The sequence below is a fragment of the Streptomyces sp. NPDC093094 genome (assembly GCF_044754345.1).
In the GTDB taxonomy this organism is placed as follows: Bacteria; Actinomycetota; Actinomycetes; order Streptomycetales; family Streptomycetaceae; genus Streptomyces.
Genome location: NZ_JBIVOX010000014.1, coordinates 154,414 through 174,380 on the forward strand (window position 1 = coordinate 154,414; position 19,967 = coordinate 174,380).

Annotated in this window: 19 protein-coding genes; 8 read left to right on the plus strand and 11 right to left on the minus strand. The window is 74.3% G+C overall.

Annotated elements, in window-relative coordinates; genetic code table 11:
* Positions 1-284: 284 nt before the first annotated feature.
* The gene (locus ACIQGV_RS28175; protein WP_402499005.1) at positions 285-1,076 is read left to right on the plus strand and encodes a polyprenol monophosphomannose synthase; all 792 of its coding nucleotides are present in this window, start codon (positions 285-287) and stop codon (positions 1,074-1,076) included.
* Positions 1,077-1,183: 107 nt separating this feature from the next.
* Positions 1,184-1,741, plus strand: a complete 558-nt coding sequence (gene fxsA / locus ACIQGV_RS28180; RefSeq protein WP_402499007.1) for an FxsA family membrane protein — start codon at positions 1,184-1,186, stop codon at positions 1,739-1,741.
* A gap of 330 nt (positions 1,742-2,071) precedes the next feature.
* Here the strand turns inward: fxsA and ACIQGV_RS28185 are convergent, their stop codons facing one another.
* The 4 genes from ACIQGV_RS28185 to ACIQGV_RS28200 all read right to left on the minus strand — a co-directional run bounded on the left by ACIQGV_RS28185 (position 2,072) and on the right by ACIQGV_RS28200 (position 5,612).
* On the minus strand, positions 2,072-2,446 hold the full coding sequence (locus ACIQGV_RS28185) for an RNA polymerase-binding protein RbpA (protein WP_003977404.1): 375 nt from the start codon (positions 2,444-2,446) through the stop codon (positions 2,072-2,074).
* Between the two features lie 278 nt (positions 2,447-2,724).
* Positions 2,725-4,071 carry an MFS transporter gene (locus tag ACIQGV_RS28190; protein ID WP_402499010.1) on the minus strand — a complete coding sequence of 449 codons (1,347 nt, stop codon included), beginning with the start codon at positions 4,069-4,071 and terminating at the stop codon, positions 2,725-2,727.
* Between the two features lie 51 nt (positions 4,072-4,122).
* A complete protein-coding gene (locus tag ACIQGV_RS28195) occupies positions 4,123-4,893 on the minus strand; it encodes a glycerophosphodiester phosphodiesterase (RefSeq protein WP_402499012.1) in 771 nt (256 codons plus the stop codon).
* A complete protein-coding gene (locus tag ACIQGV_RS28200) occupies positions 4,890-5,612 on the minus strand; it encodes a YitT family protein (RefSeq protein WP_402499014.1) in 723 nt (240 codons plus the stop codon). Before ACIQGV_RS28200 ends, ACIQGV_RS28195 begins: the two co-directional genes overlap by 4 nt.
* 64 nt (positions 5,613-5,676) lie before the next feature.
* Between ACIQGV_RS28200 and ACIQGV_RS28205 the strand changes: the two genes are divergently transcribed.
* Complete coding sequence (locus tag ACIQGV_RS28205; RefSeq protein WP_402499017.1) at positions 5,677-7,185, plus strand: PLP-dependent aminotransferase family protein; 1,509 nt, start codon at positions 5,677-5,679, stop codon at positions 7,183-7,185.
* 221 nt (positions 7,186-7,406) lie between these two features.
* Here the strand turns inward: ACIQGV_RS28205 and ACIQGV_RS28210 are convergent, their stop codons facing one another.
* Entirely contained in the window at positions 7,407-9,089 is a 1,683-nt protein-coding gene (locus ACIQGV_RS28210) for an ATP-binding protein (protein WP_402499019.1), read from the minus strand.
* A 40-nt stretch (positions 9,090-9,129) separates the two neighbouring features.
* Positions 9,130-9,324, minus strand: coding sequence for a hypothetical protein (locus tag ACIQGV_RS28215; protein ID WP_402499021.1), 195 nt, complete (start codon positions 9,322-9,324; stop codon positions 9,130-9,132).
* A gap of 262 nt (positions 9,325-9,586) precedes the next feature.
* On the opposite strand from ACIQGV_RS28215, the gene ACIQGV_RS28220 reads away from it, so the two are divergent.
* The 5 genes from ACIQGV_RS28220 to ACIQGV_RS28240 all read left to right on the plus strand — a co-directional run bounded on the left by ACIQGV_RS28220 (position 9,587) and on the right by ACIQGV_RS28240 (position 15,217).
* The gene (locus ACIQGV_RS28220; protein WP_402499023.1) at positions 9,587-9,979 is read left to right on the plus strand and encodes an ankyrin repeat domain-containing protein; all 393 of its coding nucleotides are present in this window, start codon (positions 9,587-9,589) and stop codon (positions 9,977-9,979) included.
* A 324-nt stretch (positions 9,980-10,303) separates the two neighbouring features.
* The gene (locus ACIQGV_RS28225) at positions 10,304-11,722 is read left to right on the plus strand and encodes a HEAT repeat domain-containing protein (RefSeq protein ID WP_402499025.1); all 1,419 of its coding nucleotides are present in this window, start codon (positions 10,304-10,306) and stop codon (positions 11,720-11,722) included.
* Positions 11,723-11,874: 152 nt separating this feature from the next.
* A complete protein-coding gene (locus ACIQGV_RS28230) occupies positions 11,875-13,008 on the plus strand; it encodes a glycosyltransferase family 4 protein (protein ID WP_402499028.1) in 1,134 nt (377 codons plus the stop codon).
* Between the two features lie 176 nt (positions 13,009-13,184).
* On the plus strand, positions 13,185-14,348 hold the full coding sequence (locus tag ACIQGV_RS28235; RefSeq protein ID WP_402499031.1) for a glycosyltransferase: 1,164 nt from the start codon (positions 13,185-13,187) through the stop codon (positions 14,346-14,348).
* Entirely contained in the window at positions 14,345-15,217 is an 873-nt protein-coding gene (locus ACIQGV_RS28240; RefSeq protein WP_402499034.1) for an SGNH/GDSL hydrolase family protein, read from the plus strand. The genes ACIQGV_RS28235 and ACIQGV_RS28240 overlap by 4 nt, the downstream gene beginning before the upstream one ends.
* A 115-nt stretch (positions 15,218-15,332) precedes the next feature.
* Here ACIQGV_RS28240 and ACIQGV_RS28245 read toward each other — a convergent pair whose 3' ends face one another.
* The 5 genes from ACIQGV_RS28245 to ACIQGV_RS28265 form a co-directional block, all read right to left on the minus strand.
* A complete protein-coding gene (locus ACIQGV_RS28245) occupies positions 15,333-16,202 on the minus strand; it encodes a biotin-dependent carboxyltransferase family protein (protein ID WP_402499036.1) in 870 nt (289 codons plus the stop codon).
* A 103-nt stretch (positions 16,203-16,305) separates the two neighbouring features.
* On the minus strand, positions 16,306-16,923 hold the full coding sequence (locus tag ACIQGV_RS28250) for an allophanate hydrolase subunit 1 (protein WP_402499038.1): 618 nt from the start codon (positions 16,921-16,923) through the stop codon (positions 16,306-16,308).
* Positions 16,920-17,678: a LamB/YcsF family protein gene (locus ACIQGV_RS28255; protein WP_402499040.1), complete on the minus strand. Its 759-nt coding sequence runs from the start codon at positions 17,676-17,678 to the stop codon at positions 16,920-16,922. Before ACIQGV_RS28255 ends, ACIQGV_RS28250 begins: the two co-directional genes overlap by 4 nt.
* Before the next feature lie 35 nt (positions 17,679-17,713).
* Complete coding sequence (locus ACIQGV_RS28260) at positions 17,714-18,544, minus strand: putative hydro-lyase (protein ID WP_402499042.1); 831 nt, start codon at positions 18,542-18,544, stop codon at positions 17,714-17,716.
* Positions 18,541-19,839, minus strand: coding sequence for an MFS transporter (locus ACIQGV_RS28265; protein ID WP_402499044.1), 1,299 nt, complete (start codon positions 19,837-19,839; stop codon positions 18,541-18,543). Before ACIQGV_RS28265 ends, ACIQGV_RS28260 begins: the two co-directional genes overlap by 4 nt.
* Positions 19,840-19,967: the final 128 nt, after the last annotated feature.

Consider the following 19,967-nt stretch of genomic DNA (forward strand, 5'->3'; position numbering starts at 1 on the left):
GCACCGCCACCGGGAACCGGACCCGGTGCCCGCGCCGCGGCGAGGGACCGTTGCGGCCGGCCGGGAGGCGCGATCCGGGTGGGCCCGGCAGCTCGGCGGACAACGGCTCTCGGCCGGCCGGTCCGGGGCCGGACCGAAGGGCACCGGGCATCCGTCCGCGGCTTCCCGGGGCGTAGGCTCCGACCGATCTTGTGAAATGGCCACGAGCATACGAACCTCCTGTCACGTCATCGCAGGCCGTGGCCACTAAGGTGGACGTCTGCGCAGGAGACGAAAGGGCAGCAGTGAACGACGGCGACGGGACCGGGGCGGCACAGCCCCAGGGCAGGCGTTTCGGCCCGCTCGGCATGGCCTTGGTGATCATTCCGACCTACAACGAGGCGGAGAACATCAAGGCGATCGTGGGGCGGGTCCGGGCTGCCGTCCCCGAGGTGCACGTGCTCGTGGCCGACGACAACAGCCCCGACGGCACCGGCAAGCTCGCCGACGAACTGGCCGCCGGGGACGAGCAGGTCCATGTCCTGCACCGCAAGGGCAAGGAGGGCCTCGGTGCCGCCTATCTCGCCGGGTTCCGCTGGGGCCTGGAGCGCGGCTACGGCGTACTGATCGAGATGGACGCCGACGGCTCCCACCAGCCCGAGGAACTGCCCCGGCTGCTGACCGCGCTCAAGGGCGCCGACCTGGTGCTCGGGTCGCGCTGGGTGCCCGGCGGCCGGGTCGTGAACTGGCCCAGGAGCCGTGAGTTCATCTCCCGCGGCGGCAGCCTGTACTCCCGTGTCCTGCTGGACGTCCCGATCCGTGACGTCACCGGCGGGTACCGCGCCTTCCGGCGGGAGACCCTCGAAGGGCTCGGCCTCGACGAGGTCGCCTCGCAGGGGTACTGCTTCCAGGTCGACCTGGCCCGCCGCGCGATCAAGGCCGGGTACCACGTGGTCGAGGTGCCCATCACCTTCGTCGAGCGCGAGCTGGGCGACTCCAAGATGAGCCGGGACATCCTGGTGGAGGCCCTCTGGCGCGTGACGACCTGGGGTGTGGGGGAGCGGGTCGGCAAGATCGTCAAAAAGCCCGGACGGTGACGTTCCAGGGGCGGGGAACCGCGCGACCGGCCGTGCCGGGCCCGCGGCCGGACCGGGCGACCGGGCCCCTTATCCCGCATTGAGCGTGGTGAGGGCACACTGGACGCATGACATCAGGCTCACCGAACCCGACGTCCTCCACCAGGCCCCGGCGCTCCGCGCTGCGCAGGTATCTGCCGCTCGGCATCGCGGCATGGCTCGTGCTGGAGATCTGGCTGCTGACGGTGGTCGCGAGCGAGGCCGGCGGGCTCACGGTGTTCCTGCTGCTGCTCGCGGGCATCGTGCTCGGCGCGGCGGTCGTCAAGCGGGCGGGCCGCAGGGCGTTCCAGAACCTGAACCAGGCGCTCCAGCGCGGCGGCACCCCCGAGGGGGGCGGCGGCAACGGCTGGACGATGCTCGGCGGCCTGCTGCTGATGCTGCCCGGTCTGATCTCCGACGCCGTCGGCCTGCTGCTCCTGATCCCGCCGGTGCAGAAGGCGCTCGGCAAGCGCGCCGAGCGCACCCTCGAGCGCCGGCTGCGCACCGCCGCCCCGGGCGGCCTCGGCGACGCCTTCCAGCAGGCCCGTATCCACCGCCCCGACGGCAAGGTCGTCCAGGGCGAGGTCATCCGGGACGAGCCGCGAGGGGGCGCCCCGCAGGAGCCCCGCCCGCCGCTGACCCGCTGACCTGCTGATCCGCTGATCCGCGGACGAGTGAGGGGGGGGGGCGGGCGGCGGCGGCCCCCCCCCCCCCCCCCCCCGCGCCCCCCCCCCCGCCCCCCCCCCCCCCGGGCCCCGGCCCAGCGGCTCACCCGGTCCCCGGGGCCGTGGTGGGGGCCCGGCCGTCCGGCCGGGCCCCCTCACTCGTCCTCACTCGTCCCGCACCGGGGAGCGCCCCGGCAGGGGCGCCGCAGAAATGCTCCGGGCGCGGGAAAGACCGCGGGCGCCGTACGTCGAGTTCACGTACGGCGCCCGCGGTCATCCCGGCGTGCTGGCGCCGGTCAAGCCGCCTGGGACTTATGCGGACTTGCGGCTGTCCCGGGGGTGAACCGCGATGTTCATCGCCCCGGAACGCAGAACGGCCAGTCGCTCCTCGAGGACCTCTTCGAGTTCCTCGCGGGTGCGCCGCTCCATCAGCATGTCCCAATGCGTACGCGCGGGCTTGGCCTTCTTCTCCTCAGGGCCGTCGCCGTCAACGAGGAGTGCCTGCGCTCCGCAGACCTTGCACTCCCACTCCGGCGGGATCTCCGCCTCGACCGAGAAGGGCATCTCGAAGCGGTGCCCCTTCTCGCATGCGTACTCCACGGCCTGGCGCGGGGCCAGGTCGATGCCGCGGTCCGTCTCGTAGCTGGTCACCACGAGGCGCGTGCCGCGAAGAGCTCGCTCACTCATGAATCGTGCCTCCCGGGCTTGTCGCCCACAGGACAGGTGTCGCTGTCGTCGTCATCCGGTCAACGTCCGGTCGGCGGTAAAGATTCCCGTCCCGTGTCCCGTTTCGGGTCATGCGTCGCCGTCGTAGCCGCAGCCTTGTCAACCAGTGCAGTACCCACCGGCGCCCGGTTTGTCACCTCTGCTAGGAGATGTCACCCAGCGTTTTTATATCTTTGACGCGCAGTAACGGTACGCCTGGCAGGCCAAAGGCGTACACTACCGCCCTTTCGCCCTGAGTGCTAAATCTTCTCGGGAACGGGATTGCCCGCGTCGCCGATCGCCCGCCGTACGGGGACGCGCGCCAGCAGCACGAACCCCAGCACGAAGAAGATCACCAGGGAGATGATCGCGTCCCGGTAGCTCCCCGTCAGCTGGAAGGTCAGCCCGAACAGCAGCGGGCCGAGCCAGCTCATCCCCCGGTCGCTCACCTCGTAGGCGGAGAAGTACTCGGCCTCCTTCCCGGGCGGGACGAGATGGGAGTACAGGGAGCGCGACAGGGCCTGGCTGCCGCCCAGCACCAGGCCGATCCCGGCGGCCAGCACGAAGAACCACACGGGTTCCCCGGCGGGCAGGAAGTAGCCCGCGGCCAGGGTCGCCGTCCAGGCCACCAGCGAACCGAGGATCGTGCGCTTGGTCCCGTGACGCCGGGCCAGCCGCCCCAGCGCGAGCGCGCCCGCCACCGCCAGCACCTGCACCAGCAGCACCGCGCCGATGAGCGTCGACTGGCTGAGGCCGAGCTCCTTCGAGCCGTACACCGACGCCTGGGAGATCACCGTCTGGATGCCGTCGTTGTAGACCAGGTACGCCAGCAGGAAGCCCAGCGTCAGAGGGTGGCGGCGCATGTCGCGGACGGTCGCCGCCAGCTGCCGCAGACCGGGCGAGGTCGCCTCGCGGGCGGGGCCGCCCCGGTCGCGCAGGCGGCGCAGCGGGATCAGCGCGAAAGCGCCCCACCACAGCCCCGCGGAGGCCAGGCAGACACGCACGGCCATGCTCTCGGACAGGCCGAAGCTGTCGTGCCCCAGATAGAGGACGAGGTTCCCCACCAGCACCAGGGCGCCCGCCGCGTAGCCGAACGCCCAGCCCCGCGAGGAGACCGCGTCGCGTTCCTCGGGAGTGGCGATCTGCGGGAGATAGGAGTTGTAGAGCATCATCGCGACGGACTGGGCCGCGTTCGCGACGATCAGCAGCAGGCCGCCCAGCAGATAGCGGTCGCCGTCCAGGAAGAACATGCCGGCCGTCGCCCCGGCCCCGACGTACGCGGCCGCGCCCAGCAGCGGCTTCTTGCGGCCGGTGCGGTCGGCGGCGGCGCCCACCAGGGGCATCACCAGCACGGCGACGATCACCGACAGGGACACCGAGTAGGCGAAGAACGACCCCGCGCGCACCGGGATGCCCAGCGGATGCACGAAACCGCCGGCGTCGGCCGCCTCCTCGGCCACCGAGGTGAGATAGGGGCCGAGGAACACGGTGAGCACGCTCGTCGAATAGACCGAGCACGCCCAGTCGTAGAAGTACCAGCCGCGCTGTTCGCGCCGCCGGTCGGCCGCCTCGTCGGCGTCCGTCGTCCGCACGGTGTCCGTCCCCACCCGCGCCCTCGCTTCCCGTTCACGGTGCCGCGCGCGGGCGCGCTCCGGGAGTCAGACCCAGACGCCCCGGTCCTCCATGACCTTGCGCAGCGTGTCGATGTGATCGGTCATGATGCCATCGACTCCGAGGTCCAGAAGCCGGTGCATCCGCTCGGGTTCGTTGACCGTCCAGACGTGCACCTGGAGCCCGCGCGCATGGGCGGCCCGCACGAAGCGGTGATCGACGACCGGGACGCCCGACTGGGACTCCGGCACCTGTGCCGCGACCGCCGAGGCACGCAGCGCCGCCGGGACGCCCCAGGAGCGGAGCCGCAGGTTCAGCACGCCCCGGGTGCCGTACGACGTGGCCAGGCGCGGGCCGGCCAGGCGCTGGGCGCGCGTCACCCGCGCCTCGGAGAAGGAGCCGACGCAGACCCGGTCCCAGGCGTTCGTGCGCGTGATCACGTCGAGGAAGGGCCGGAGCGCGGGCTCCGCCTTGAGGTCGACGTTCCAGCGCACCTCGGGGAACTCCTCCAGCAGCTCCTCGAACAGCGGCACCGGCTCCCGGCCCGCCACGCGCGCGCGCCGTACGTCCGCCCACGCCAGGTCGCCGATCCGGCCCGCGCCGTCCGTCACCCGGTCCAGCGTCGCGTCGTGGAAGGCGACCAGCCTGCCGTCGCGGGTGGTGTGGACGTCCGTCTCGATGTACCGGTAGCCGAGCTCCACCGCGCGCCGGAACTGCAGCGCGGTGTTCTCCAGGCCGTCGGCCGCGCCACCCCGGTGGGCGAAGGCGATCGGGCCGGTGTGGTCGAGGTAGGGGTGGCGTATCCGCGTGGTGGTCACCGACGCAGTATCGCTCCACGGGGTTGACCGGTGGCAACGACCGTGCTGCCGTCCGATGCCGCGGGGACGGCGAACACCCGCAGGAACAGCTGGGCGAGCGGGCCGATCGCCACCGCGTAGAGCAGCGTGCCGACACCGATCGTGCCGCCGAGCAGGAAGCCCGTCACCACGACGGCCACCTCCACCGCCGTCCGCATCAGACGGATCGACCGGCCCGTGCGCCGGTGCAGTCCGGTCATCAGCCCGTCGCGCGGGCCCGGCCCGAAGCGCGCGGCGATGTACAGCCCGGTGGCCACGCCGTTGAGCACGATCCCGGCGAGCAGCAGGGGCACGCGTACGGCGAGGCCGTGCGCGTCCGGGACCAGCGCCAGGGTGCCGTCCATCGCCAGACCGACGACGAAGACGTTGGAGACCGTGCCGAGGCCGGGGCGCTGGCGCAACGGGATCCACAGCAGCAGCACGGCCGCGCCCACCACGATGGACACCACGCCGATGGTCAGGCCGGTGAGCTCGGCCAGACCCTGGTGGAGCACGTTCCACGGCTCCAGGCCGAGGCCCGCGCGCACCAGGAGGGCGGAGCTGGCGCCGTACAGCGCCAGGCCGAGACAGAGCTGGACGAGACGCCGTACGAGACGGCCCGGCGCGGACGAGGGCGCGGACGACGGCGCGGACGATGCGGACAAGGGTGCCCCCCGGATGGTGACGGTGGCCTGACTCATGACACTCTGTGGCTATGGACCGGATGTCATCCATGGCCAATTCGGGGAAGGTGGACTGATAGTCATGGCACATTGGACCTCCGCGGTGGGCGCCGCACAGCTCGCCCGGCTGCTCAAGTCCCAGCAGGACCGGCCCGCGGGCCCCGGCACCCGCCGCCCGCCCGCCTACCGTGCCCTCGCCGACGGCATCCGCCTGCTCGTGCTGGAGGGCCGGGTCCCCGTGGCCGCCCGGCTGCCCGCCGAACGGGAGCTGGCCCTGTCGCTGTCCGTCAGCCGTACGACGGTCGCCGCGGCCTATGAGGCGCTGCGCGCCGAGGGCTTCCTGGAGTCCCGGCGCGGAGCCGGCAGCTGGACCGCCGTACCGGCCGGGAACCCGCTGCCCGCGCGGGGTCTGGAGCCGCTGCCGCCCGAGGCGCTCGGCTCGGTGATCGACCTCGGCTGCGCCGCCCTGCCCGCCCCCGAGCCGTGGCTCACCCGCGCCGTGCAGGGCGCGCTGGAGGAACTCCCGCCGTACGCGCACACGCACGGCGACTACCCGGCCGGGCTGCCCGCGCTGCGCTCGATGATCGCCGAGCGGTACACCGCGCGCGGGATACCGACCATGCCCGAGCAGATCATGGTGACGACCGGCGCGATGGGCGCCATCGACGCCATCTGCCACCTCTTCGGCGGCCGCGGCGAGCGCATCGCCGTCGAGTCGCCCAGCTACGCCAACATCCTCCAGCTCATGCGGGAGGCGGGGGCCCGGCTGGTGCCCGTCGCGATGGCGGAGGGGCTCTCGGGGTGGGACCTGGACCGCTGGCGCCAGGTGCTGAGGGAGGCCGCGCCCCGTATCGCGTACGTCGTCGCCGACTTCCACAACCCCACCGGGGCCCTCGCCGACGAGGACCAGCGGCGCCGCCTGGTGGAGGCCGCCCGCTCGGCGGGGACCGTGCTGATCGCGGACGAGACGATGACCGAGCTGTGGCTGGACGAGGAGTTCGCCGGCGGCGCCATGCCCCGGCCGGTCTGCGGGTTCGACCCGGCCGGGTCCACCGTGATCACGGTCGGCTCGGCCAGCAAGGCGTTCTGGGCCGGCATGCGCATCGGCTGGGTGCGGGCCGCCCCGGACGTCATCCGCAGTCTGGTGGCTGCCCGCGCCTACGCCGACCTGGGCACGCCCGTGCTGGAGCAGCTCGCGGTGAACTGGCTGTTCAGCACCGGAGGCTGGGAGGAGGCCGTGGAACTGCGCCGCGCCCAGGCCCGGGAGAACCGGGACGCCCTGGTCGCGGCCGTGCGGCGGGAGCTGCCTGACTGGGAGTTCGAGGTGCCGCGGGGCGGTCTGACGCTCTGGGTGCGCGCCGGGGGGCTGTCGGGGTCGCGGCTCGCCGAGGCGGGGGAGCGGGTCGGTGTCCGGGTGCCCTCCGGGCCGCGCTTCGGCGTCGACGGCGCCTTCGAGGGGTACGTACGCCTGCCGTTCACGGTGGGCGGCGTGGTCGCCGAGGAGGCGGCGGCACGGCTCGCCGCCGCGGCCCGGCTGGTGGAGAGCGGCGCGACAGCCGGTACGGAGGCTCCGCGGACCTTCGTGGCATGACGTGAGGCCGGTCCGGACGGATGCCGGCCCGACGAGTGCGCCGGCCCGACGAGTGCGCCGGCCCGACGAGTGCGCCGGCCCGACGAGTGCGCCGGGCCGACGAGTGCGCCGGGCCGACGAGTGCGCCGGGCCGTGGGGGCGTGGTGCCGTGCCGGTTCGTGGCACGACGCGAGGGCCGGAGCGGGTGGGTCCCGCTCCGGCCCTCGCGTCCCGGTGCCGGCTCAGCTCTCGGCGGCCATCGCCTCGGTCGGCACCTTGTTCACCGGGACCTTCTCCAGCGGCAGTTTCTCGACCGGCACCTTCTCGACGGGCACCTTCTCGACCGGCACCTTTTCCACAGGCACCTTCTCGACCGGTACCGACCGGGAGGCCGCGGACTCCGGCTCCGCGTCCGCAGGGGTGGTGCGCGGCGGCAGGAGGTCGAGGACGGCCTGGCGGTGGGTGTCGCTGGTGGCGTCGTCGTACGGGTCCGGGGTGGCCGGCACCTGGAGCCGCAGGGCCGGGCCGGCGCCCAGGCGGGCGTAGCCGCGGCCGGGCGGCACCTGGGCGGTGGGGGTCGTGTGCGGCGGGACGCCGAGGACCGCTTCGAGCTGCGCGGCGGTGGCCGGGCCGAGGACGACCCGCGCGCGTGTGTGCTGGCGTACGGAGTCGCTGAGCAGGTCGAGGTTGTCGAACTGTTCGGCGACGACCACCGTCACATTGGCCGCGCGGCCGTGCCGCAGCGGCAGCTGGAGCAGGGACTGCGGGTCCTGCTGTCCCTCCGCGCCGATGAGGCCCAGTGCGCCGGGCCGGTCCAGCAGCAGCCACAGCGGGCGCCGGGTGTCGTCGGGAGGAGGATGCCCCTCCTGGCGGGCGCGGTTGACGGCGACGAGCCGGCGCTCGGTCTCGTGCGCCGCCCACTCCAGGCCGGCCAGCGCCCCCGCAGCACCGCACTCGACGCCGAGGACGCCGTCCCGGCCGACGAGACAGGCGTACTCGCCGGTGCCGCCGCCCTCGACGACCAGGATGTCGCCGTACTGCAGGGCCTGGAGCGCGATCGAGCGCAGCAGGGTGGAGGTGCCGCTGCCCGGCTGGCCCACGGCCAGCAGATGCGGCTCCGTGGAACGGATGCCCGTGCGCCACACCACCGGCGGGACGTCGCGGTGGTCCTTCCCGTGGGTGAGCGGCAGGGTGCGCTGCACCTCGCCGGGGTCCGTGAAGCCGAGGACCGTCTCGCCCGGGGAGGTGACGAAGCGCTGGGCGGCGATGTCGGTGGGCAGGGGGGCCAGCACGCTGACCGTGAGCTGGTTGCCCTCCTCGTCCCACAGGAAGTGGTACTCGCGGCCGCGGCCCGACTTGGCGGCCAGCAGCTGCTCGATACGGTTCCGGGCGGCCGGTTCGCCGTCCGTGAAGTAGGCCGGGTAGTGGACCACGAGCCGGCTGACGCGGCCCGAGCCGTCGAAGTCGAAGTCGGACAGGGCTTTCTCCCAGTCGCCGCCGTGCGTGTACAGCGGGTCGGGATCCTCCTCGAGCGAGAAGTGGGGCACGAGAGCCTCGTACAGCGCCCGCAGGCGCTGCACCTGGGACTCGTCGGGGCCCTCGGGAACCGGCGGGGTGCGGTCCCGGCCCTGCCAGGCTGCCGCCGCCATCAGGGTGATGGCGGCCAGCAGCGGACCGTACGGCACGAGCACGACGACCAGGATCACCGAGGCCACGAGGAAAAGCAGCGGACCGCGCTTGTCCTTGGGGGTGTCGGCCACCTTGCGCCGCCCGGCCGAGGCCAGCCGGCGCAGACCGCGGGTGATCGTGATCAGCGGGTGGAGGACATCGGTGGCACTGTCGGCCGCCGTCCGGGCCAGCTCCCGGCTCCGGGCGATCTGTGCGCTGCCTGTGCTCAGGATGCGGGGGAGGGGGCGCCGGGCCACTGCTGTCTCCTGGTGGTGCGTACGGACGGGATCTTCGACGTCAGAACTTGATGCCGCCGAGGAGGCCGGCCAGGCTCTCGCCTCCTGCCTGGATGCTCGGCGCGATGGCCGTACTGGCCAGATAGAAGCCGAACAGGGCTGCGACGAGGGCGTGCGACGCCTTGAGCCCGTCCTTCTTGAAGAACAGAAAGACGATGATGCCGAGCAGGACCACGCCGGACATGGACAGGATCATTTGGGTTCTCCTGGTTCGCGGGGACAGTCACCATGAGTACTTCCAGGCTCACAGGATGTATCCATACGATAAAAGGTGCAAATGGTGGAAATTTTAAATATCTCCCCCGAACGGCGGAGGTTTCGGCGGTCCGTCCGGGCGGGCGGGTTGCGTCGGGCCGGTCTCGTGGTGATCTTTGCCTCGGGCGGCAGCCGTCATGTGCCGCCGCAGCCAGTACCCTGGCGATTCACCCGAACGGCTGTGAGGAGAGGTGGACCGGCCGATGACTGAAGCCCCCGACCCCGAGGTCGTGGAGCTCGCGACCAAGATCTTCGATCTGGCCCGGAAGGGGCGGACCGAGGCGCTCGTGGCGTACGTCGACGCGGGCGTTCCGGCCGACCTCACCAACGACCGGGGCGACTCCCTCGTGATGCTCGCCGCCTATCACGGGCACGCCGGGGCCGTACAGGCCCTGCTCGCCCGCGGCGCCGAGGCCGACCGCGTCAACGACCGGGGCCAGACCCCGCTCGCCGGGGCGGTCTTCAAGGGTGAGGAAGCCGTGATCAGGGCCTTGCTCGAAGGCGGCGCGGACCCCTCCGCGGGGACGCCGTCGGCCGTCGACACGGCACGGATGTTCGGCAAGACGGACCTGCTCGAACTGTTCGGAACGTTCTGATCCGAACGCCCTGACCAGGGACGACAGGGTTCCGGCAGGGATACGCAACGGAAAACGGGGGAGGCGGTACAGGGCCGCCGGATATTTCGGTCGCGGCATCGAAGAGCGCCGAGTCATCATGACGTCGTGATTCACGGACGCGATGGCTGGGCAGGTGTTGCCGCACCGCGCGGGCCGTGACGCGGCCCGCATGGGCCACCGACGAGAGGCAGAGGAAGATGGTCTACAGCAAGCATGAGACGGCGGGCGCCCCGACGTGTTGTCACGCGGCCAGGTAAAGCACGTTCCCCGGTTGCGTCGACGCTTGATGTGAGGCTGTTTCCCATGTTCGATCCGGTCATAGCGCCCAGCGGTACCCTGCTCGGCCTGCTTCAGCGGGGCCGCGGCGACGGCACGCTGCACGCGCTCACCGCCCCGCGCGCCGAGGCGCTCGCGGCGCTGAACCACTGCGTGGTGCGCGACCCGCGCCACGACTGGCAGGTGGAGAACCGCTCCCTGTACTACGCCCGTCTGTACCTCGACCTGGGCGGTGAACTCGACGTCATCGAGGCCCACCTCTTCGACGCCGAGGACATCCTCGACGACGAGGAGTCCCGCACCGGCCTCGCCCTGGCCGTCCTCGGTCACCTGGCCTCCTACGGCAGGCGCGACGCCCTGGAACTGCTGCGCAGGTACGCCGCCGAGGGCTCCAACTGGGCCTGGGCCCTGGACGAGCTGGCCCTGCGCGACGACGACGCCGGGCTGCGCTCCCTCGCGGTCCCCGTCCTCGCCCGTTTCCCGGCCGACGCCGAGGGCGAGGCGGAACTGGCCGCCGCCGTGCGGGACGCCTTCGAGCCACGGCCCTGGCGGCTGTGGGCCGACGACCCGCGCGAAGGGATCGGCACGCGTGTGCGTACCGCCCAGGAAGCCGGCTGCTTCGACCGCTGGCAGCGGCAGATGCGGCCGTCCGGGCCCCGTCCCGGGTGGAGTGTCCAGGCGGTGTTCGACTGGGCCCAGCAGGGCGTCGAACGAGGCACGCCCCTGCACGCCCCGGCCGCCCGCTGCCTGACCGCCGTCGCCGGGCCCGAGGACCGTCCCGAGATCCTCGACGCCGCCCGGACCGGCGCGGAGGGTGCCCGCTGCACGGCCCTGCGCTACCTCGCCGACAGCGACGATCCCGACGCGCTCGATCTGATCGAGCAGGCCGTCGCCACCGGCCCCACGCCGGTCGTGGAGGCCGCCGTCGAGTCCTACGAACGCATGCGGAGCGTCGCCGCCGTGGTGCGCGCCCGCCGCTGGGCCCACCGGCCCGACCCGCTCGGCGCCGCCGCCGGACGGATGCTCGCCTGCCGGGGCGGGGCCGAGGACAAGGAACTCGTCCTCGGCGCACTGCGCGAGGCCGTCCGCGGCGAGGGGCCCGACGCGCCCACCCTGTGGACCCTCGTCGACGGCGCCGGCCGGCTCGGCATCGCCTGCGCCGCCCCCGTCCTGCGCCATGTCTACCGCGAGACCGCGTCCTCCCATCTGCGCGGCCGGGCCGCTCGCGCCCTCGCCGCCACCGACCCCTCCTTCCCCGCCGGATTCGCCGTCGAATGCCTGTGGGACTGCGAGGAGAGCACCCGTGAGGTCGCCGCCCGCCATGCGGAGACCGGCGACACCCGCGTCGTCGACCGGCTGCGCCGGCTCGCCTCCGACCCCGCCGAGGAGGACGAGGTGCAGACCGCCGTGCGCAGCCGCTTCGGCATCGAGACGCCCCCGGCCTGAGCCCGCCGGGTGAACGAGGAACGACCCGCGGGTCAGGCGCGCATGGACGCCGCCTGACCCGCCCGGGTGCGCCGCGCAACGCTCACGGGACGTTCCCGATCCGGAAAGATCCACGTTGACGCGTCCACGTCCGGTACGGCGAGAACACCCGTATGCGTGTCGTCATCGTGACCGAATCCTTTCCCCCCGATGTGAACGGCGTGGCCCACTGCGCGCTCCAGACCGCCCGGCACCTCGTCGACCGCGGTCACACGCCCCTCGTCGTCGCGCCGGCCACCGCCGCCGCCGTCGCATCCGAGGCCGACGTCCGGGCGCCGTGCCCCGTCGTCCGGATCCCCTCCCTCCCGCTCCCGGGCTACCCCCAGGTGCGCGTGGCCCTCCCCAGCCGCCGCGTCGCCGCCGCCATCGCCGACCACCGCGCGGAGATCGTCCACCTGGCCAGCCCCTTCGTCCTCGGCGTACGCGGCATGGCCGCCGCCGCCCGGCTCGGCATCCCCGCCGTGGCCGTCTACCAGACCGACCTGGCCGGATACGCGCGCACCTACATGGGTGCCGGAGAGGCCGCCGCCTGGCGGCGCATCCGCTCCGTGCACGCCGCCGCCGACCTCACCCTGGCTCCCTCCACCGCCGCCCGCGACGACCTGGAGACACACGGCGTGCCCCGGGTGCGGCTGTGGCCCCGGGGCGTGGACACCGTACGGTTCCGGCCGGAGCTGCGCGACGAGGCGCTGCGCCGTGAACTCGCCCCGAACGGTGAGCTGATCGTCGGCTACGTCGGCCGCCTCGCCCCCGAGAAGCAGGTCGAACTGCTCTCCGGAGCCTGCTCCCTGCCCGGTGTACGGGTCGTCGTCGTGGGCGACGGGCCGAGCCGCGCCCACCTGGCCGGGGCGCTGCCCGGCGCCGTCTTCCTCGGCCGCCGCATCGGTGCCGACCTGGCGCGGGTCTTCGCCTCGCTGGACGTCTTCGCGCACACCGGGCCCTTCGAGACCTTCTGCCAGACCGTCCAGGAGGCCATGGCGAGCGGAGTGCCCGTGGTCGCCCCCGCCGCGGGCGGGCCCCTGGACCTCGTCGACCACGGCAGGACCGGCCTGCTGGTCCCGCCGCGCGACGCCGGCGCCGTCCGCGAGGCGGTCGCCGCGCTGGCCGCCGACCCCGCCGCACGCGCCGCCTGCGGTGCCGCCGGGCGGGCCACCGTCGAGGGCCGCACCTGGGCCGCCGTGGGGGACCGGCTCATCGCGCACTACGCGGATGTGCTGGTCGCCCGGAAGGCGGTGCTGGCGGCATGACCGGACTCTCGCTGAGGGAGGGCGGGGCCGACGGGGTCCGGGGCCTGGACGGCCCTGGCGGGGCTCGTGGTCCCGGCGGGGCTCGTGGTCCTGGCGGGGCAGGAACTCCGAGCGGTGGCAGCGGACCCGGCGGCCCTGGGAGACCCGGGGAGCCCGGCGGTTCCGGTGGCTCGGGCGTGCGGGCGCTGCGGATCGTGAGGCTGGCGAATTTCGTCGCCCCCGCGTCCGGCGGCCTGCGCACCGCCCTGCGTGAACTGGGCAGGGGCCTGCGGGCCGCGGGCCACGACCCCGTGCTCGTCGTGCCCGGTGAACGCCACACCGACCGGGACACCGAACAGGGCCGCGTCATCACCCTGCCCGGCCCGCTGCTGCCCGGCACCGGCGGCTACCGCGTCCTCACCGACCGGCGGCGCCTGGCCGCCCTCCTGGAGGGGCTCGCGCCCGACCGCCTGGAGGTCTCCGACCGTACGACCCTGCGCTGGACCGGCCGCTGGGCGCGGCGTGCCCGGGTGCCCGCCGTGATGGTCTCCCACGAGACCGCCGACGGCGTACTGCGTACCTGGGGTCTGCCCGACGGGCTGTCCCGGCGTGCGGCGGACGCCCTGAACGTCCGTACCGCGCACGTCTACTCCAAGGTCGTGTGCACCACCGAGTTCGCCGAGCGGGAGTTCCTCCGCATCGGCGCCCGCAACGTCGTACGGGCGCCCCTGGGCGTCGATCTGACGGCCCGGCATCCGGCGCTGCGCTCGGCCGCGCTGCGGGCCCGCCACGCGCGCGTGGACGAGACGCTGCTGGTCATGTGCTCCCGGCTGTCCGTGGAGAAGCGGCCCGGGACCGCCCTGGACGCCCTGGAGGCGCTGCTGCGGCGCGGGACGCGGGCGGTCCTGGTCGTCGCCGGGGACGGGCCCCTGCGCGCCCGGCTGGAGCAGCGCGCCCGGGACCGGGGGCTGCCGGCCGTCTTCCTCGGGCACGTCTCCGACAGCGGGCTGCTCGGCGCGCTCCAGGCATCCGCCGACGTCTGCCTGGCGCCCGGGCCCGCCGAGACCTTCGGGCTCGCCGCGCTGGAGTCCATGGCCTGCGGCACGCCCGTCGCGGTCAGCGCCTCGTCCGCGCTGCCCGAGGTGGTCGGCCCGGCCGGGGCCGTCGCCGCCGACCGCGGGGAGGCGTTCGCGGACGCGGTCGCCGCCCTGCTCGACCGGCCCGGCGCGCAGCGGCGTGAAGCCGCACGCGCGCGTGCCGAGTGCTTCGGCTGGGGCACGGCGGTGGAGGCATTCCTCGCCGCGCACGAGGCGACCGTCCTCACCCGGCGCGACCCGGCCCTGCCGGGAGGCACGGCATGAGACCCGTGAGGTTCGCAGCCCTCGGGGACTCCCTCACCGAGGGGGTGGGCGACCCCCTCGGGGACGGGTGGCGCGGCTGGGCGGCGCTGCTCGCCGACGGGCTCGCCGAGGAGCCCGTCGAGTTCACCAACCTCGCCGTCAGCGGGGCGCAGACCCGGGACGTCGTGGCCGCACAGCTGCCCGCCGCCCTCGCGCTGCGGCCGGACGTCGCCTCCGTGGTGATCGGCGTCAACGACACGCTGCGCCGCACCTTCGACATCCACGCCGTGGCCGCCCGGCTCGACCGGGCGTACGGCGCCCTGACCGCGCAGGGCGCCGTCCTGCTCACCGCCTGTCTGCCCGACCCCGGGGCGATGCTCGGGCTGCCGGGCGCGCTGGCTCGTCCCCTGGCCCGGCGGCAGCGGGCCGTGAACACCGTGGTGCACGCGCTGTCCGAACGGCACGGGGCGGTGCACCTGCACGCCGGCGAGGGCGCCTGGCTGACCGACCGCGCCCTGTGGAGCGCGGACCGGCTCCACCCCGGGGAGCGCGGGCACCGGCAGCTCGCCGTGCGCTTCCACGCCCTGCTCACCGAGGCGGGCGCGGCGAACGGCGCCGCGCCCGCGCCCGAGCCGGAGTTCCCGGCGCCGACCCGTATGGCCGGCCTGCGCTGGATGGCCACCGCCGGCACCGGCTGGGTGGCCCGCCGCTGCACCGACCTGCTGCCCCAGCTGCTGCGCCTCGCCGCCGACGAGATGCACCACCGTGCCCGTGGCACGAGCGCCCGGCTGGACGTACGGGCGGCACAGGCGGTGTCGACGGCGCTGGCGGCGCTGTCGGTGTCCGTGTCCGTGTCGGTGGGCGAGGGACGGGAGCCGGGGGTGGCGTAGCGGGCGGGTGCCGTCCCGGCCGGGACGGGAGGCGCGGCCGGGCGCGGCCGCCGGCGGCGCGGGGCCGCACCGCCTCACCGGGCCCGGGACGCGCCCCGGCGCCGGCGGCGGGACGTCAGCGGCGGCGTACCGGTACGAACCTGACGGGGGTGCCCGGGACCGCCTGGGCGGCTCCCGGCAGGTCGGCGCGGCGGACGACGGCGACGACCGGGTAGCCGCCGGTGGTGGGGTGGTCGGCGAGGAAGACCACCGGCCTGCCGTCCGGCGGCACCTGGACCGCGCCCAGCACCATGCCCTCGCTGGGCAGCTCACCGGCACGGGCCCGTTCCAGGGCCGGCCCCTCGGTGCGCAGCCCGATGCGGTTGCTCGCGGCGGACACCCGGTACGCGCGCGTGGTGAAGACGCGCAGCGCCTGCGGGGAGAACCAGTCGTCGCGCGGGCCCGGCGTCACCCTCAGCACCAGCTCGGTGGGCGGGGCCGGCTGCGGAGCCACGTCCACGCGCGCGCGGAGCACCGCCGCCGGGCCGAGCGGCAGCACCGTGCCGTCCGCCAGGGGCGCGGGGCCGAGCCCCGAGAGCAGGTCGGTGGAGCGGCTGCCCAGCACCGGTTCGACCGCGACCCCGCCGGAGAAGGCGACATAGCTGCGTACTCCCGCGACGGCCGCGCCGATGTCCAGCAGTGCCCCGGCGGGCACCCGCACCGGCGCACCCCAGGCGGCCGGGCGCCCGTCCACCGTGACGGCGCAGGGCGCTCCGCCCACCGCCACGGTGACGGCGGAACGGGGGCGTACGGCGCAGCCGGTGAGGGTGGTCTCCAGCACGGCCGCTTCGCGGGGGTTGCCGACCAGACGGTTGACGAGGCCGGCGGCGGGCGCGTCGAGCGCACCGGAGCACGGCACCCCGAGGTGCGCGTGGCCGGGCCGCCCCTGGTCCTGGACCGTGGTCAGCGCTCCCGCCCGGACGACGCGCAGCGCGCGATCGGTCATGAGGCACCCGCCAGGACGGCAGGTGCCATGGCATCCGCCGGCACGGCAGGCGCCACGGCAGCCACCGGCACGGCAGGCGCCGCGGCACCCGTGGGACGACGCGTCATGCGGCACCCACCGCGACGAAGCGCACCCGGGCCCCGGGCGACAGCAGCGCCGCGGGCACGCGCGCGTGGTCCCACAGCACGCTGTCGGTGGTGCCGATCAGCTGCCAGCCGCCGGGGGAGGAGCGCGGGTAGACCCCCGTGTACGGCCCGGCCAGGGCGACCGCGCCCGCGGGCACGGCCGTGCGTGGCGTCGCCCGGCGCGGCACGTCGTAGCGCGGCGGCAGGCCGGTGAGGTAGCCGAAGCCGGGGGCGAAGCCGCAGAAGGCGACGCGGAACTCGGTGCCCGCGTGGATGCGGGCCACCTCCCGTTCGGCCACACCCCAGTGCGCGGCGACGTCCGCGAGGTCGGGTCCGTCGTAGCGCACGGGGAGTTCGATCGCCTCATGCGCGCGTGCGGGCACGGGCGGCAGGTCCGCCGCCGTGAGTTCGGCGGCGAGCCGGGACGGGTCGGCGAGGCCGTCCAGGAGCACCGTACGGGCGGCGGGGACCAGCTCGCGGACCCGCAGCGAGCCCTCCGCGCGGCGGCGCAGCAGCTCGGCGTGCAGGGCCTCGGCCTCCTCGCCGCAGGAGACCTCCAGCAGCAGCGCGTCGTCGCCCACGGGCAGGACCCTCATGCGAACGCCTCCACCCGTACCTCGGCGGCCTCCAGGCGCCGGCGTACCCGGCGGGCCAGTTCCACCGCGCCCGGGGTGTCGCCGTGCAGGCACAGCGACCGCGCCCGCACCTGGACGGGCAGCCCGGAGTGCGAGACGACCCGGCCGTCCCGGGCGAGGCCCACCGAGCGTTCCACGACGGTCACCGGGTCGGTGACCACCGCGCCCTCGGTGCCGCGCGGCACCAGGGTGCCGTGGTCGGTGTAGGCGCGGTCGGCGAATGCCTCCGTGACCGCGGGGAGCCCGGCCTCCCCGGCCCGTTCCAGCAGGCGCGAACCCGGCAGCCCGAGCACGGGCAGCGAGGCGTCCGCCAGGAGGACGCCCTCGACGACCGCGCGGGCCTGTTCCTCGTCGTGCACGACCCGGTTGTAGAGCGCGCCGTGCGGTTTGACGTAGGCCACGCGCGCGCCCGCCGCCCGGGCGAACACCTCCAGGGCGCCGATCTGGTACGCCACCTCGGCGGCCAGTTCGGCGGGCGGCACGTCCATCGCACGCCGCCCGAACCCGGCGAGGTCCCGGTAGGAGACCTGGGCGCCGATCGTGACGCCGCGCCCGGCCGCGAGCTCGCACACCCGCCGCATGGTGGCCGCGTCCCCGGCGTGGAAGCCGCAGGCCACGTTGGCGCTGGTGACCACCGACAGCAGTTGTTCGTCGTCGGTGAGCCGCCAGCGGCCGAAGCCCTCGCCGAGGTCGGCGTTCAGATCGATCGGGGTCATGGGTCCTTCCGGTTTCCTGGGTCGGGTTTCCTGGGTCAGGCCACGCGGTACTGCTCGTCGCGGGCGTCGGTGAGGAACATCTGCCCCGGTGCGTGGGTGAGGGCGAACGGCGGACGGGAAGCCGTCACCGCGGCCTGCGGGGTGACCCCGCAGGCCCAGAACACCGGGATGTCGTCCGGTTCGGCGACCACGGGGTCGCCGAAGTCGGGGCGGCCGAGGTCGGCGATGCCGAGCACGGAGGGGTCGCCGCAGTGCACGGGTCCGCCGTGCACCGCAGGCAGCAGGCTGCTCTCGCGGATGGCCGCCGCGAGACGCGGCGGCGGCACCGGCCGCATCGACACCACCAGCGGACCGTGCAGCCGCCCGCCGGGCCGGCACCGACGGTCCGTCACGTACATGGGCACGTTGCGGCCCTGCTCGACATGGCGGACGGGCACGCCCGCGGCGGACAGCGCCCATTCGAAGGTGAAACTGCATCCGATCAGGAACGACACCAGATCCTCGCGCCAGTACGCGCGCACGTCCGTCGGCTCGTCCACCAGCTCACCGTTGCGCCACACCCGGTAGCGCGGCAGGTCGGTGCGCAGGTCCGCGCCGCCGGCGAGGACGGTGGTCCAGGATCCGGCGTCCGTGACGTCCAGCACCGGGCAGGGTTTCGGATTGCGCTGGCAGAACAGCAGCACGTCGTAGGCCCAGTCGGCGGGCACCGAGATCAGGTTGGCCTGGGTGTGGCCGGCGGCGATTCCGGCGGTGGGGCCCGCGAGGCCCTCCCGGAAGCGCGCCCGGGCCGCTGCGGGGCTCCACGTGTGCGCGTGCTCGTCGACGACGGTCAGCGGGCGGTCGTCCGCACGGTCCGGTGAGGTCACGTCAGCTCCCTCCCCCGCGTCTCCGGCAGCCCCAGCAGGGCCAGCGCCGCCAGACCGTAACCGACGGCGCCGAAGGCCAGCGCGCCGCCCACTCCCCAGCTGTCGGCCAGGAACCCGACCGTGGTGGGAAAGACCGCGCCGACCGCGCGGCCGGTGTTGTACGTGAAGCCCTGCCCCGTGCCGCGTACCGCCGTGGGGTACAGCTCGCTCAGGAACGAGCCGAAACCGCTGAAGATCGCCGACATGCAGAACCCCAGCGGGAAGCCGAGCAGCAGGAGCAGGGTGCCGGCGCCGCTCGGGATGCGGGCGTACGTCACGATGCACAGCGCCGACAGCACCGCGAACAGCCAGATGTTGCGCCGTCGGCCCAGCCGGTCGGTGAGGTGACCGCCGGTCAGGTACCCGGCGAACGCTCCCGAGATCAGCAGTGCCAGATAGCCGCCGGTGCCGACGACCGACAGGTCGCGCTCGGTCTTGAGGTAGGTCGGCACCCAGGTGGCGAGCGTGTAGTAGCCGCCCTGCACACCGGTGGACAGCAGCACCGCGAAGAACGTCGTACGCGCCAGACCCGGCCTGAAGATCTCCGCGAACGACCCTCTGCCCGCGCTCCGCTCGCGCACCGCGACGGCCTCCGGCGCGTCCTGCACCCGGCGGCGCATCCAGACGACCAGCAGGGCGGGCAGCGCGCCGGTCCAGAACATCACCCGCCAGGCCAGATCGTCGTCCACCAGTGAGAACACCAGCGTGTACACGATCGCGGCGAGCGCCCAGCCCACGGCCCACGAGCTCTGGACGGCGCCGAGGGTGCGGCCCCGGTGGCGGGCGCTCGCGTACTCGGCGACCAGGATCGCGCCGACCGCCCACTCCCCGCCGAAACCGAGGCCCTGCAGGGCGCGGAGGACCAGCAGCGTCTCGTAGTTCGGCGCGAAGCCGCAGGCGACGGTGAAGACGGCGTAGGTGATCACCGTGATCATCAGCGCGCGGACCCGGCCGATCCGGTCCGCGAGCACACCGGCCAGTGCGCCGCCGATCGCGGAGACCACCAGCGTGACGGTCGTGAACAGCCCGGTCTGTCCGCTGTCCAGACCGAAGTACGCGGCCAGCGCGACCATGCTCAGCGGCAGCGTGAAGTAGTCGTACGCGTCGAGCGCGTAGCCCCCGAACGCGCCCGCGAAGGCGCGTCGGCCGCGCGGTCCGAGGGCGTGCAGCCAGCCCGGCGGACCGGTCTCGGAAGCGGCGGGGGAAGGGGCGGGAGCGGGGAGGGCGGTGGTCTCGGGCGGAGGGGTCGAGCTCATGGGCACCTCGCAGCGAAGAAGACGGAGGGTGCGGTGCTGAGCCGTGCGGAGGAACTGCGGCGCCGAAGGGCGTGCGCAGCAAGGTAGAGGATCGTTGAACGATCCTTCAATACCCGTGTTGTCTCGTC